This window comes from Paenibacillus tabacirhizosphaerae, assembly GCF_040812395.1.
Taxonomy (GTDB): domain Bacteria; phylum Bacillota; class Bacilli; order Paenibacillales; family NBRC-103111; genus Paenibacillus_E.
This window is the reverse complement of record NZ_JBFNXH010000001.1, coordinates 222892-236896: the sequence shown is the minus strand read 5'-3', so window position 1 is coordinate 236896 and position 14005 is coordinate 222892. Positions and strand designations below refer to the sequence as shown.

17 protein-coding genes are annotated in these 14005 nt (G+C 47.6%); 16 read left to right on the top strand and 1 reads right to left on the bottom strand.

Features of this window, described 5'->3' with window-relative positions; all coding sequences use genetic code 11:
- Nucleotides 1-9: 9 nt before the first annotated feature.
- The 14 genes from ftsY (at nucleotide 10) to ABRS97_RS00985 (ending at nucleotide 10472) form a co-directional block, all read left to right on the top strand.
- Nucleotides 10-1005: a signal recognition particle-docking protein FtsY gene (gene ftsY / locus ABRS97_RS01050; protein WP_367811045.1), complete on the top strand. Its 996-nt coding sequence runs from the start codon at nucleotides 10-12 to the stop codon at nucleotides 1003-1005.
- A 164-nt stretch (nucleotides 1006-1169) separates the two neighbouring features.
- The gene (locus tag ABRS97_RS01045; RefSeq protein ID WP_483312398.1) at nucleotides 1170-1532 is read left to right on the top strand and encodes a putative DNA-binding protein; all 363 of its coding nucleotides are present in this window, start codon (nucleotides 1170-1172) and stop codon (nucleotides 1530-1532) included.
- Nucleotides 1533-1581: 49 nt separating this feature from the next.
- The gene (gene ffh, locus ABRS97_RS01040) at nucleotides 1582-2940 is read left to right on the top strand and encodes a signal recognition particle protein (RefSeq protein ID WP_367811044.1); all 1359 of its coding nucleotides are present in this window, start codon (nucleotides 1582-1584) and stop codon (nucleotides 2938-2940) included.
- 35 nt (nucleotides 2941-2975) lie between these two features.
- Nucleotides 2976-3248: a 30S ribosomal protein S16 gene (rpsP, locus tag ABRS97_RS01035; protein WP_163942410.1), complete on the top strand. Its 273-nt coding sequence runs from the start codon at nucleotides 2976-2978 to the stop codon at nucleotides 3246-3248.
- A gap of 26 nt (nucleotides 3249-3274) precedes the next feature.
- A complete protein-coding gene (locus tag ABRS97_RS01030) occupies nucleotides 3275-3505 on the top strand; it encodes a KH domain-containing protein (RefSeq protein WP_270878580.1) in 231 nt (76 codons plus the stop codon).
- A gap of 225 nt (nucleotides 3506-3730) precedes the next feature.
- Nucleotides 3731-4246, top strand: a complete 516-nt coding sequence (gene rimM / locus ABRS97_RS01025; protein ID WP_367811043.1) for a ribosome maturation factor RimM — start codon at nucleotides 3731-3733, stop codon at nucleotides 4244-4246.
- On the top strand, nucleotides 4243-5004 hold the full coding sequence (gene trmD / locus ABRS97_RS01020; RefSeq protein WP_367811042.1) for a tRNA (guanosine(37)-N1)-methyltransferase TrmD: 762 nt from the start codon (nucleotides 4243-4245) through the stop codon (nucleotides 5002-5004). The genes rimM and trmD overlap by 4 nt, the downstream gene beginning before the upstream one ends.
- A gap of 164 nt (nucleotides 5005-5168) precedes the next feature.
- A complete protein-coding gene (rplS, locus tag ABRS97_RS01015; protein ID WP_367811041.1) occupies nucleotides 5169-5510 on the top strand; it encodes a 50S ribosomal protein L19 in 342 nt (113 codons plus the stop codon).
- A gap of 100 nt (nucleotides 5511-5610) precedes the next feature.
- Nucleotides 5611-6225, top strand: coding sequence for a signal peptidase I (gene lepB, locus ABRS97_RS01010; RefSeq protein WP_367811040.1), 615 nt, complete (start codon nucleotides 5611-5613; stop codon nucleotides 6223-6225).
- 9 nt (nucleotides 6226-6234) lie between these two features.
- Entirely contained in the window at nucleotides 6235-7104 is an 870-nt protein-coding gene (gene ylqF / locus ABRS97_RS01005) for a ribosome biogenesis GTPase YlqF (protein ID WP_367811039.1), read from the top strand.
- A 144-nt stretch (nucleotides 7105-7248) separates the two neighbouring features.
- A complete protein-coding gene (locus ABRS97_RS01000; protein WP_367811038.1) occupies nucleotides 7249-7890 on the top strand; it encodes a ribonuclease HII in 642 nt (213 codons plus the stop codon).
- A gap of 70 nt (nucleotides 7891-7960) precedes the next feature.
- The gene (locus ABRS97_RS00995; protein ID WP_367811037.1) at nucleotides 7961-9784 is read left to right on the top strand and encodes a hypothetical protein; all 1824 of its coding nucleotides are present in this window, start codon (nucleotides 7961-7963) and stop codon (nucleotides 9782-9784) included.
- Nucleotides 9781-10098: an EscU/YscU/HrcU family type III secretion system export apparatus switch protein gene (locus ABRS97_RS00990; protein WP_367811036.1), complete on the top strand. Its 318-nt coding sequence runs from the start codon at nucleotides 9781-9783 to the stop codon at nucleotides 10096-10098. Before ABRS97_RS00995 ends, ABRS97_RS00990 begins: the two co-directional genes overlap by 4 nt.
- A complete protein-coding gene (locus tag ABRS97_RS00985) occupies nucleotides 10095-10472 on the top strand; it encodes a YraN family protein (RefSeq protein WP_367811035.1) in 378 nt (125 codons plus the stop codon). Before ABRS97_RS00990 ends, ABRS97_RS00985 begins: the two co-directional genes overlap by 4 nt.
- A gap of 59 nt (nucleotides 10473-10531) precedes the next feature.
- Here ABRS97_RS00985 and ABRS97_RS00980 read toward each other — a convergent pair whose 3' ends face one another.
- Nucleotides 10532-12097 (bottom strand): YifB family Mg chelatase-like AAA ATPase, encoded by a 1566-nt coding sequence (locus ABRS97_RS00980; RefSeq protein WP_367811034.1) that lies wholly within the window; start codon nucleotides 12095-12097, stop codon nucleotides 10532-10534.
- 197 nt (nucleotides 12098-12294) lie between these two features.
- On the opposite strand from ABRS97_RS00980, the gene ABRS97_RS00975 reads away from it, so the two are divergent.
- Nucleotides 12295-12552, top strand: a complete 258-nt coding sequence (locus tag ABRS97_RS00975) for a hypothetical protein (RefSeq protein ID WP_367811033.1) — start codon at nucleotides 12295-12297, stop codon at nucleotides 12550-12552.
- 278 nt (nucleotides 12553-12830) lie between these two features.
- Entirely contained in the window at nucleotides 12831-13991 is a 1161-nt protein-coding gene (sucC, locus tag ABRS97_RS00970) for an ADP-forming succinate--CoA ligase subunit beta (protein ID WP_367811032.1), read from the top strand.
- Nucleotides 13992-14005 lie beyond the last annotated feature (14 nt).

Here is a 14005-nt window from a genome sequence, read left to right as displayed (position 1 = left end):
GGAGGAACCATGAGCTTTTTTAAACGCTTGAGAGAAAGCATTTCCAGTAAGGCCGAAGCTGTAACGAACAAGTTTAAAGAAGGATTAACGAAAACGCGCGATGCTTTCGTGGATCGGGTGGATGATTTGTTCAGCCGACGCAAGAAAATTGACGAGGATTTCTATGAAGAGCTGGAAGAGATTTTGATCGGAGCGGACGTTGGCGTCAATACCGTGCTGAAGTTAATAGACGAGCTGCGCGCTGAAGTCAAGAAGCGGAAGATCGAGGATCCTGGCGAACTACAGCCGATTCTCTCGGAGAAGCTGATTGAACTGCTTAAAGGCGATGCAGGCACAGGACTAAATCTGAATCCGAACGGACTGTCGGTTATTTTGTTCGTAGGCGTGAACGGGGTCGGTAAAACGACGACAATCGGTAAGATGGCGCACATGTTCAAGTCGCAAGGGAAAAAGGTGCTTATGGCGGCGGGCGATACATTTCGTGCCGGTGCGATCGAGCAGCTAGAAACTTGGGGGCAACGGGTGGGCGTGGATGTGATCAAACAGCAGTCCGGCGCTGATCCTGCCGCGGTCATGTATGATGCGGTGCAGGCTGCGAAGTCTCGCGGCGTTGATATCTTGCTTTGCGATACGGCGGGCCGGTTGCAAAACAAGGTGAATCTGATGGAGGAGCTCAACAAAATCTATCGCGTTATTCAGCGAGAGGTACCTGACGCTCCGCACGAAGTAATTCTGGTTCTGGATGCGACAACCGGACAAAATGCGCTTAGTCAAGCAAAGCTTTTTGGTGATAAGACCGGGTTGACAGGTCTTGTTCTATCAAAGCTTGACGGAACGGCTAAAGGCGGAATCGTTGTCGCCATTCGACAAGAGCTCTCGCTTCCGGTGAAATTCGTTGGCCTAGGCGAGAAAATGGATGATTTACAGCCATTTGATTCGGAGCAGTTTGTTCATGCACTTTTCGGTAAGTGGATCCATGAGCAAAAAGAAGAGACAGAGGCATAAATTCATTAACCGAATAGGGTATAAATCCTTGCTATTTGCTCGTTGAATGGCAAGGATTTTTTCTTTTCTACTGACAAGGTCAAAAGCTTGACATTAGTTCGGGAATTCAGTATGATAGGTTCTGTTGTGCTGCTGTCAAGGGTTCAACCTTTACGGAGGTGGAAATGGTGTCTATCGATCAAATGCTGGAGAAAACGAATCGGATTAACCTGCTGTTTGATTTTTATGAGCCATTATTGACGGAGAAGCAGCGAACCTTTTTGCAATTGTATTTCCATGATGATTATTCCCTCGGAGAGATTGCCGAGAATTTCTCAATCAGCCGCCAAGCGGTTTATGAACATATTAAAAGAGCCGAACAAACGCTTCAAGATTATGAAGATAAGTTGAAGCTGTTACATAAGCACGAGCAACGAACCAAACTCCGCGAAGAGCTGTTTCAACTGCTGAATGCATGCGACTCATGCGACTCGGAGCTAAAGAGGAAAACGAGCGAGCTTTTTGATACAATGATAGGGATCGATTGACATGCTTACGAAGCAAGTTTTCAACGAAAACTTTTAGGAGGTGAAGCGCATGGCATTTGAAGGATTGGCAAACCGACTGCAGAACGTGTTCGGCAAGCTGAGAAGCAAAGGTAAGCTATCGGAAGAAGATGTAGGCGAAGCGCTTCGCGAGGTACGGTTGGCGCTGTTGGAAGCCGACGTTAACTTCAAAGTGGTCAAAGACTTCATCGCGAAGGTGAAGGAACAAGCCGTTGGACAAGAAGTCATGAAATCTTTTACGCCAGGCATGGTCGTTATCGATATTGTGAACAAAGAGCTTACAGCGCTCATGGGCGGCACACAGAGCAAGCTGGCTCGTTCGAATCGTCCGCCAACTGTCATTATGATGGCTGGTTTGCAAGGGGCTGGTAAGACAACAACCTCTGGAAAGCTGGCTAAGCTGCTGCAAAAGCAAAACCATCGCCCTCTGCTTGTAGCCTGTGACATTTATCGTCCTGCCGCGATTAAGCAGCTCGAGGTGCTTGGGGAGCAACTGAAAGTTCCCGTTTTCTCGATGGGGGATCAAGTTAACCCTGTTGATATTGCCAAGGCTGGTTTGCAGCACGCCAAAGATAACGGCAATGATTATGTCATTATCGATACGGCTGGACGTTTGCACATTGATGAGACCTTGATGGACGAGTTGAAAAACGTCCGAACAGCTGTGGAGCCGGATGAGATTTTACTTGTCGTAGACGCAATGACGGGTCAAGATGCTGTCAATGTAGCTGAGAGCTTCCATCAACAGCTTGAACTGACGGGCGTCGTCTTGACGAAGCTGGACGGAGATACTCGCGGTGGCGCGGCGTTATCCGTCAAAGCAGTGACTGGCTGCCCGATTAAGTTCGCGGCAAGCGGTGAAAAATTGGATGCACTTGAGCCGTTTTTCCCGGATCGGATGGCTTCGCGAATTCTCGGCATGGGTGATGTGCTCACGCTGATTGAAAAGGCGCAGGCCGGAATCGATATGGATAAGGCGAAAGAGATGGAGCGCAAAATGCGCAACGCCGAATTCACTTTTGAGGACTTTCTGGATCAGATGGAGCAAGTGAAGAAACTTGGACCGCTGGATCAGATTCTGGATATGCTTCCTGGTGCTAACAAGATCAAGGGCATGAAAGATATTAAGGTTGATGATAAACAAATGGCTCGCGTAGAGGCTATTGTGAAATCCATGACCAAGGAAGAAAAGCTGAAGCCTGAGCTTCTGAATGCCAATCGCCGTAAGCGGATCGCACTCGGTAGCGGAAACTCCGTGCAGGAAGTCAATCGCTTTATCAAGCAGTTTGACGATATGCGCAAGATGATGAAGCAATTCTCAGGCATGATGGGCCCTAAAGGCGCCAAAGGACTCAAAAAGTTAGGCAAAGGGTTTAAATTTCCTTTCTAAATACAATTTTATCCTATGTTGGAGGTGATTTTTCAATGGCAGTACGTATTCGTCTTAAACGTATGGGCGCTCACAAAGCTCCTTTTTACCGTGTGGTGGTATCGGATTCCCGTTCCCCGCGTGATGGTCGTTTTATCGAAGAAATCGGTACTTACAATCCAGTAGCTCAACCAGCAGCTGTAACTCTTGATGAAGAGAAAGCTCTGAAATGGCTTCAAACTGGTGCGCAACCGTCCGATACAGTTCGCAGTCTGTTCAGCAAAGCAGGTCTGATGACTAAATTTCACGAGCTGAAACTACAGAAGTAATCTGTTAACTTTCGGAGGGTGTGCTCATGAAGGATCTTATCACGGTTATTGCTAAGGCTCTTGTTGATCATCCTGAAGAAGTGCGTGTCACGGTTCAGGAGAAAGATGACAAAATTGAGTACAGGCTGTCCGTTCACCCCGACGATGTCGGTAAAGTAATTGGCAAGCAGGGAAAGATTGCGAAGTCGCTCCGTACGGTGGTCACGTCAGCAGCAGTGAAGGAAACCAAACGTGTAGCTGTTGAGATTGTCTCATAAGGGAGAGGGTTAGGAGAATGTTCCTAACCTTTTTCTTGTAGAGGTTGTTTAAAAAGCCGCTTGGTTCACATCATTCGGGAAAGTCGGGTACTCATGTAGCCATTCACTACGCTCCGTTCCTCCTTCTCCGGATATTATCCATCCTGCACGGTTCTGAAAGAGAGCTTTTTAAACACGTATTTGAATTAAAGCTGTATGAATGAGTTGGAGGTCGGCATACGACGTATGAGTGAGAAGCTTTTTACAATTGGAAGAATCGTTAACACCCATGGTATTCGCGGTGAGTTGAAGATTGTCTCGGAAACGGATTTCCCAGAACGGTTTGATAAAGGCAGTGAATTGGTTATTGTAGATTCTCAAAACAAGCAAACGCCGGTGACGATAACATCGTCCCGCTTACATAAAAACATGTACATCGTGCAATTCGCACAATTCGCTAATATTAATGATGTCGAGAAATATAAAGGTTCACTGCTCAAAGTGGAAGGGAAATATCAAGAAGCTTTGGCAGAGGGCGAATACTACTATCACGAAATCATTGGCTGCAAAGTGGTTACAGATGAAGGACAAGAACTGGGTATTGTTTCAGAAGTGCTGACCCCAGGGGCAAATGATGTTTGGGTAGTCTCCTTACCGAAAGGCAAGCAACTGCTGCTGCCTGTTATTGATGACGTTGTTTTGGATGTCGATGTAGCTGGCAAAACGATCCGAATCCACTTGATGGAAGGGCTGCTGGAATGAGAATCGATGTATTGACTCTTTTTCCTGAAATGTTCGAGGGTGTATTTTCATCCAGTATTTTAGGAAAAGCTAAAGACAAGGGTATCGTTTCTCTAAATACGGTTAATTTTCGTGAGTATTCGAATAATAAGCATCATACAGTGGATGATTATCCTTACGGCGGCGGGGGCGGTATGGTACTCAAGCCTGAGCCGATTTTTGCGGCTGTGGAGGACTTGCCGGTTCACCATGCAATATCTGATGCGACAGCGCCCGTGAAGCCTAGAGTGATTCTGATGTGCCCGCAAGGTGCGACATTTAACCAAAGCAAAGCGGAAGAGCTTTCAAACGAACAGCATCTTGTGTTTATTTGTGGTCACTACGAAGGATACGACGAACGCATAAGACAGTATCTAGTGACGGATGAGCTGTCGGTAGGAGATTACGTGTTAACCGGTGGGGAACTGCCCGCTATGGTCGTTATAGACAGTGTGGTAAGGCTGCTGCCCGGTGTGCTTGGCAACGAGATGTCAGCTGTGACCGATTCCTTTAGTACAGGTTTATTGGAATATCCTCACTATACGAGACCAGTTAAATTTCGGGAGTGGGAAGTGCCTGAGATATTAATGTCGGGCCATCATGAAAATGTAAAACGCTGGCGCATGCAGCAATCGCTTTATCGGACCTTAGAGCGTCGCCCGGATTTGCTCGAAGGCCGCGAATTGACGAAGCTGGAGAAAGTTTGGCTCGAAGAATGGAAAAAGCAGCAGATGAAGTAGCCCCCACCCAATAACTTCTCTATTGAATTTCTATTCTCTCTGTGGTAATATAGTTTCTGTTGTGAATTTTTATGTTCGAGTCTGGTGGTCCTCTACGCATAGCAACTAAGACTGACATCGTAGATAAGCGGAATGAACACCTGTGTGGAAGGAGGAAGTCAACTATGAATCTTATTCAAGAGATTACGAAGGAACAACTGCGCACGGATATCCCTAGTTTCCGTCCAGGCGACACACTGAAAGTACACGTAAAAGTTATCGAGGGTTCCCGTGAGCGTATTCAGCTGTTCGAAGGTGTTGTGATTAAACGCCGCGGCGGTGGAATTAGCGAAACGTTTACCGTTCGTAAAATTTCTTACGGTGTAGGTGTGGAGAGAACATTCCCTTTCCATTCTCCGAAGATTGACAAGATTGAAGTGGCTCGTCGCGGTAAAGTGCGTCGTGCGAAACTTTACTATCTGCGTGGTCTTCGTGGTAAAGCAGCAAGAATTAAAGAGATTCGATAAGAAACCGGGGGGCTTGTTTAGGCAAGTCTCCTTTTCGTTTCTATAAGACTTATGAGATGAGCTATACATATAACCAAAACTGGAAAAGAGGCAAACAGTGATGGAACAGAAGGATCAAAATCAGCCTTACATAGAACCGGTAACATCGGCGGGACCTCCTGCCAAAACGGCAAAAAGCGAAACGTGGGAATGGATCAAAGCACTGGTCATAGCAGGTGTTTTGGTGATCATCATTCGTTGGTTCCTCTTTTCTCCGTTCATCGTGGATGGCGATTCCATGAAACCTAACTTTGCAACAGGTGAACGGCTTATCGTGAACAAAATTATTTACGATATTCGTGCGCCTAAGCGCGGAGAAGTGATTGTTTTCCACGCGCCTGAAGGTAAAGACTATATCAAGCGCATCATCGGGCTTCCCGGTGAAACGGTAAAAGTTGAAGGGGACAAAGTGTTCATTAATGGCCAAGAAATTGAGCAGGCCTTCATCAAAGAAGCGATGGAGCAGGCAGCCAAAGAAGGACACGCATATAATACATTAATGAATTTCCCTGAAACGAAAGTTCCAGATAATGAAGTTTTTGCAATGGGGGACAACCGTCCCAACAGTAAGGATAGTCGAGATAAACGAGTAGGCTTCGTTCCTTACAATAAAATCGTGGGCCGTGCAGAAGTGATTTTCTGGCCGCTAGGCAAAATCAGTTTTATACATTTTTGAGGTGAAAATATGACCATTCAATGGTTTCCCGGCCACATGACCAGGGCTCGAAGACAGATTGAGGATAAGCTAAAGCTGATTGACGTCGTTATCGAGCTCTTGGATGCCCGCATTCCGCTCTCCAGCCGGAACCCGATGGTAGATGAGATTTTGAAAGGCAAGCCAAGAATGGTGCTTCTGAATAAGCATGACTTAGCTGATCCACAAATAACCGCTGAGTGGGTTCGTTACTTTGCGGATCAAGGTCTTCCAGCATTACCGATTGACGCTGCTTCTGGCACGCAGGTGAAGGAAATATTGCCAAGAGCGAAGGAGCTATGGGCGCATAAAATAGCGAGCCAGCTTCGCAAAGGCATCAACCCCCGCGCGGTTAGAGCATTGATTGTCGGCATTCCGAATGTTGGGAAATCGACGCTCATTAATCAATTGGCTGGCAAAAAGATAGCAGCAACTGGAGATAAACCAGGCGTAACAAAGGGACAGCAATGGATTAAGGTTGGCAGTGAAATGGATTTGCTGGATACGCCAGGTATTCTATGGCCGAAGTTCGAGGACCAGATGGTTGGTATGCGTCTGGCCGCAACGGGAGCAATTAAAGAAGAACTTCTACATATGGATGAAATTGCTTTCTACGTTATTAAGTATATGGTTCGAGAGTACGGGACTGCGCTGCAGGAGCGCTTCGGAATCGAGGAGCTTCCAAAAGACTTGGATGATCCGAACGAAGTAGTGAAAGTGATGGAAGCCGTTGGCCGCAAGCGCGGAGCGATCGTAAGCGGAGGAAAGGTCGATCTGGACAAAGCTTCGCTCATCATTATCAGGGATTTACGCGCAGGCAAGCTAGGTCGTATCTCTTTGGAAAGACCCTCAGATCAATAAGGAATTCGGGCACCGATAAAGGTTGCGTTCTTGAATACAGCTAGCGAAGCTGATTCGGACGTGGCCTTTTTTTTCTTATATTTTGGTATGGCTTGTCTGTATAGAATTCCTTTATAATGGGGAGATGGGAAGGGGAGAAAACCATTGCTGGAAGTAGAGAAGAAGATCTGGGGGCAGGGTTTTACCCGCATCGCCGGTATTGACGAAGTAGGCAGAGGCTGTTTGTTCGGAGATGTCGTAGCCGCTGCCGTTATCTTGCCTATGGGTTATGTACTCGAAGGTGTTAACGATTCGAAGAAGCTTTCTGAAAAAAAGCGGGATTTCTTTTACGATCAAATCATGCGTGAGGCTATAGCCGTCGGAATTGGTATTGTTGATGTAACAACCATTGAGGAGATCAATATTAAACAAGCGGCGAGGCTTGCCATGAAGCAAGCTGTAGGTCAGTTGAGCGTGATTCCGGACTATTTGTTAGTGGATGCTGAACAAGTGGATTTAGACATAAGGCAAGAGGCGATCATTCATGGGGATGCGCTTAGCCAATCGATTGCGGCTGCTTCAATTATTGCTAAAGTAACCCGGGACCGCATGTGTGTGGACTGGGATGAAGAGTATCCTGAATTTGGGATTTCTGTACATAAAGGTTATGCGACAAAGCATCATAGAGAAATGCTGTTGCGATATGGTCCGACACCGCTGCATCGTAAATTGTTTATTCGCAAAGTCATGGCTCATCAAGATGTTGCCCCGGTACAGGGCGAGCAAATGGAGCTGGAGTTGTTCTAATTAAGTAAAGAAAAGGCAGCCAGATGTCGATACTATATATCATGGGTATGGAAGTTTTGAGGTGATAGGGATGAATATTGGCGGATTGATTCGGAGCTTAGTCGGAGAGTTGACTGCGGCAGAGAGCAAAGTATTGGAATTAAAGGTTGGTCAGATCGTCAAGGGTGTAGTCTTGCAATTGCTTGAAAGTCAAGATGCGCTCATTAATATAGGCGGGGTGCAGGTACGTGCGAAATTGGAAACTCCTCTTAAGCAAGGGGATGTCACCATGTTGCAAGTGCAGCCTGAGTCAAGCAGTGGTCAAATTATGTTAAAACCACTTATGTCCTCGGATGTTCAAATCCCTGAAGACTCGTTGAATGAACTGCTCAAGGCTTTTTCTTTGAAAGATACAGCTTCGAATCGTCAACTGATTCAGAGCATGCAGCAGTCAGGTGTGCCGATTTCCAAAGAAAACGTGGAGGCATTTGCTGCCCTGCAGCGCAGCGTGCCCGAGGGTGTATCTAAGGAGAATTGGAACCAAGCGGCTATTCTTGCCTTTAAAAAGGGACTCCCTTTGACCCAAGAGACGGTAGCGGCAGTTAGGCAAGCGACTTCGGGTCCTGCTGTCGGGCAGACGCTGGAGTTGCTGGAGCAGCAGGCTTCAGCACTGCTTGAGGAGCAGCCTGCTCATCCGGCGGCGGATACTGTTAAGCAGGTGGTATCGCTGCTGAAGGAGCTGCGGGCTTCCGCCGCAGCTGCTGGGTTTTCACAGCCGCCCGCGGAGCCTGAGGCGGCTCTGTCAGCGCCTGCGCCTGCTGCTGCGCAGGCAGGCTCCGTTAAGGCGGCTCCTGCAGGGGCGCCGCCGACTGTCACTGCCGGCAGCGCAGAAGCGCCAGCTGCCGCTGTGACAGCGCCTGCTGCTGCGCAAGCAGGCGAAGTGAAAGCTGCGGCTACGCAGCCGCAGCAGCAGCCCGTAGCCGCCCGCCTCGCGGGGGCGGCGGGGCCGCTTCAGGCTCAGTCGCGCAGCGCTGAGCCTGTGGCTGAAGGCGAACCGCCCGTGGCGGGTTCGTCCGTAAGTGAAATGCCGCCGGCGAAGCCGAAGGCGGCGGAGGCATCCAAGCAGGCGCCAAGCGAAGCGCCTGCGGGAACGAAGGCTGATCCAGAACCAAACTGGATCAGCAAGATGCTCAAAGCCGTGGGCGTTGAGCACGAGTCCCATCTGGCGAAGCTGGATGAGCGAGTAGCTGCGGCGCTACGCCCGCGAAATGATGACGTCGGCGAGTTCCTGCAGCCGTCGACCGCCTCTGGGGATGCACAGGATGATGCAGTCAAACCTGTGGCTGATTCACTAAAGAGTCTGCTGATGCAGCTCTCAGCTTCAGATGATGTGCCAGCGCCGCTCAAAGAAGCGGCGCAGCAGACGATCCAGCAAATTACAGGACAGCAGTTGATGCTGACAGGCGATAAAAATTCAATGTTTGCCCATGTCACCTTGTTTATCCCATTCATGGATGGAACCGGACAGCAGTCGGCTTCTGTACACATCCAGTCACGTAAAGGAAATCGGGGAGAAGTGGATGCAAACAACTGTCGACTCCTGTTCGATTTGCAAATGAAAGCCATGGGCAATACGTTACTTGACGTTCATGTTGTTAACAAAATTGTTAGTCTAAACATTCATAATGATCATCCCGCGGTTGTGGCGTTGATGGAGAACTCGAAGGAAGAGATAACAGCAGCGATGCAAAAAGCGGGCTATCAATTTTTTTCCTTAAAATGCTCGTCCTATCCGACACTTCCTAAAGCAGCTGCCGGCGATGGCGGCAAACAGGATCAGAGCGATTCGACCAGATTGGATCTACGATCTCTGTATGAGCCTAAGACGTACAAAGGGGTGGATTTCCGCGCATGAGCAATCAACGGGATCCGCGTGCCAGCCAGAAGCCAACGCCGCTGAAAAAAGCGGTTGCTTTGCGGTATTCGCCGGAAGCGCAAAAAGCGCCGACAATTGTTGCCAAGGGCAAAGGCCATATGGCTGATTCGATTTTACAAAAGGCGAAGGAAAATGGCGTCCCCATTCAAGAGGATTCCTCTCTGGTTGAGGTGCTTTCCAAGCTTGAGCTCGATCAAGAGATTCCGCCGGAATTGTATCAATTGGTGGCTGAGGTGCTCAGTTTTATTTATCGGTCGGATAACAAACTGAGGCAAGCAGGAAGCTCAACATGACGAACCTGCGCAAGGATGATCGCAAGCAATTGGGTACACGTGGCGAGGATATCGCGGAGGTTTATCTTAAGGAACGCGGATACGCAGTTATAGAGCGGAACTGGCGATGCCGAACAGGCGAGCTCGATATTATTGCTGAGATCGATGGAACCTTGGTTTTTGTCGAAGTCAGGACGAGAAGACCGTCGGGAAGCTTCGGAATGGCCAAGGAATCTATCGACTACCGCAAGCAGCTGAAGGTTAGAGAAACAGCTCAATTTTATATGCACCGATACAAAAAGCATGAACAACGCGTGCGAATTGATGTGATAGCCGTAGAGCTATCCGCGGATGGGTCAGTCCCATGCATCGAACATATGCAAGGAGCCTTTTGATTCTTATCGATGGAACACCACGATATCGGGTCAAAAGGCTCTTTTCATATGATAAATAATTAAGAAATGTCCTGCAGGCTTTGCTTTTTATCCAAATTGCGGTATTGGATGGCCTCGGCCACGTGCTGCGGAAGAATAATGTCGCTCTGCTCCAGATCAGCGATCGTGAGCGCTAATCTCAGAATGCGGTCGTGTGCTCTTGCGCTTAGCCCCAAGGCTTCAAACGAAGCGCTTAGTAATTGATCCCCTTCGGGTGTTAAACGACAAATCTGACGCAGCAACTTGCCGCTTAATTCGTTGTTATGCTGGATCCCTTTACCCGCATAACGCAACTGTTGCCTCTTCTGCGCTAACAGCACGCATTGAAGCATAGTGTTAGAGGATAAATGGTTAGTGTGATCCTTTAATTGCGTGTAGCTTGGTTTGGGGACTTCGACATGGAGATCAATCCGATCGAGCAAAGGCCCCGATATTTTAGAACGATAATGGATGATTTTCAAGGGGCTGCAGGTACATCTGTTTGTTTCCGTCTCAGCCCCCCAAAATCCGCACGGACAAGGGTTCATTGCAGCAGCAAGGAGAAAATGTGAAGGGAAAGTATAAACAGCTCTAGCCCTCCCGATCGTGACATAGCGGTCTTCTAAAGGTTGTCTAAGGACCTCTAATGCATTTCTGGTGAACTCCGGCAATTCATCAAGGAAAAGTATGCCTCTGTGGGCGAGACTAACCTCGCCGGGTTTCGGAATTGTGCCGCCGCCGACAAGTCCTGCGGGAGAAATGGTATGGTGGGGAGCGCGGAACGGTCTCTTTCGCATAAGAGAGGTTCGGTCAAGGAGCTTGCCGGAGACGCTGTAAATTTTGGTCACCTCCAGAGCTTCTCTGTCGGACATCGTCGGCAAGATAGAAGGCATTCGCTTGACCAGCATGGTTTTGCCAGTGCCAGGAGGACCAATAAGCAAAATATTGTGCATGCCGGCGGCTGCAATCATCATGGCGCGTTTGACTTGGTGTTGACCGCTCACATCGGCATAGTCTTCGCTATCGGTGTACGTCTCTGTAAAGGGTACTGACTCCTCATGCTGCACATCGTTAACGCCATTGAAAATAAATTCACTGGAATGCTCATTCCAATGTTTGAAATCACTTAAGTTTCTTATCGCATAAATGTCCATACCTTCAATTAATGCTGCTTCTGCGGCATTTGTTGCGGGTAAGTATACGCGTTTAATGCCGATTCTTCTGGCAGCATGAACCATAGATAAAACCCCGGGTACAGGTCTTAGCGAGCCGTCCAAAGCTAGTTCGCCAAGCAGGACCGTATGCTGAATGGTGTCAATGGGCACTTGAGCTGTCGTGATGAGAATGCCTAGTGCAATCGCGAGATCGAATGAAGCGCCTTCTTTGCGGAGATCGGCGGGAGCCAGATTGACCGTTATACGGTCCATTGGAAAGGTGTAGCCCCCATTTTTGATCGCTGAACGGACTCTTTCAACGGACTCGCGGACAGCTGAATCTGGTAAACCAACCAAATTGATTTGAGGCAGCCCGCTCGAGATATCGACCTCCACTTCAATTGTTTGTCCTTCGATGCCTTGCAAACAGGCGCTTGTCACTTTGCCATACATAAAAAAACACCTTCCAATTCCATTGAGATTTGCAACTGAAACGCTGCTGCTTCGATGGGATAAAAGGTGCTTCCTTATTGATCCGTATTCTTTACATTTCATTGTACATGAATAAGGTGAAGTTACGCAATTCCCGAGTGTGCATATCTGTTTTAAAATCATCAAACATGCACATACTGGAAGATGAGGTGATAGTGATGGAGGAAAAACCGTATTTTTGTCCCAATTGCCGCTCCAATCGCATTAAGTTCAGTGTCATAACAAGTTATGCGCAATCGTTTCTGAAGGACGCTCATTCCGGCAGCATTACGGAGTTCAAAGAACCCGATGCTATTGCTGAATCGGAGCCAACGATTCAATGTTTAGTGTGCAGCTTCACAGGTAATGAATTACGATTTATCAAACAGGCAGAGCGTGAGCCAAGAACCGATACAACGACAACTTCATTTTATTAAAATAATGATGCGAGCGCATTTTTCGATAAGTGAAAAGTGCGTTTTTTTATGTGAAGTGATAGCAAAAGTTTTTCAGTGTGAAAGGAAACTTCTAACGCATTAACGAAAAAAATAAGGAAACTGTCGAAAATTAGTGATACAATGGTTAGGGCTTGTGAAGAAGTGTGATACTAATTCCGGCAGCAAAATTTACCTCGTGCATGACGTAAAATGGGAATCGCACTTTTCCCCTGTATAGCACGTATAGAAAGTTCATACTGATAGGAGGATTTTAGGAAATGAATATCCATGAGTATCAAGGGAAAGAAGTCCTGAGACAGTACGGAGTCAGCGTTCCTAATGGCAAAGTTGCTTTTACTGTTGATGAAGCAGTTCAAGCGGCTCAAGAACTCGGAACATCTGTTGTCGTTGTAAAGGCGCAAATTCATGCCGGCGGTCGCGGTAAAGCAGGCGGCGTTAAGGTAGCCAAAAACCTCGATGAAGTTCGTACATATGCTAGCGAAATTCTTGGAAAAGTTCTTGTTACACACCAAACAGGTCCTGAAGGTAAAGAAGTTAAACGCCTTCTTATCGAAGAAGGTTGTGATATCAAGAAAGAATATTACGTAGGTGTGGTTGTTGACCGCGCTACAGGCAGCGTTGTCATGATGGCTTCTGAAGAAGGCGGTACGGAGATTGAAGAAGTAGCTGAACATTCTCCGGAGAAAATTTTCAAAGAGGTTGTGGATCCGGCGATCGGTCTTCAAGCGTTCCAAGCGCGTAGACTGGCCTACTCCATCAACATTCCTAACGAGCTTGTCAATAAAGCAGCTAAATTTATGCTCGCTCTTTATAAAGCATTCGTTGAAAAAGACTGCTCTATCGCAGAAATCAATCCTTTGGTTGTAACTGGCGCTGGGGAAGTTATGGCCCTTGATGCCAAATTGAATTTTGATTCCAATGCTCTTTTCCGTCACAAAGATATCGTAGAGCTTCGTGACCTTGAAGAAGAAGATGCAAAAGAAATCCAAGCTTCCAAATACGATCTGAGCTACATTGCGCTTGATGGCAATATCGGTTGTATGGTTAATGGCGCGGGACTTGCAATGGCCACTATGGACATTATCAAGCACTACGGCGGAGACCCTGCTAACTTCCTCGACGTAGGGGGCGGTGCTACGAAAGAGAAAGTTACTGAAGCTTTCAAAATCATCCTTTCCGATGAGCAAGTGAAAGGTATATTCGTTAACATTTTCGGCGGCATCATGCGTTGTGACGTTATCGCTGACGGCGTAGTTGCAGCAGCTAGAGAGCTTGGCCTTTCCCGTCCACTCGTAGTACGTTTGGAAGGAACTAACGTTGAGCTTGGTAAAAAGATTCTTAACGAATCCGGTCTGAATATCGTTGCTGCTGATTCCATGGCAGACGGCGCACAAAAAATCGTTGCACTTGTGAAATAAATCAAACCCGCGTG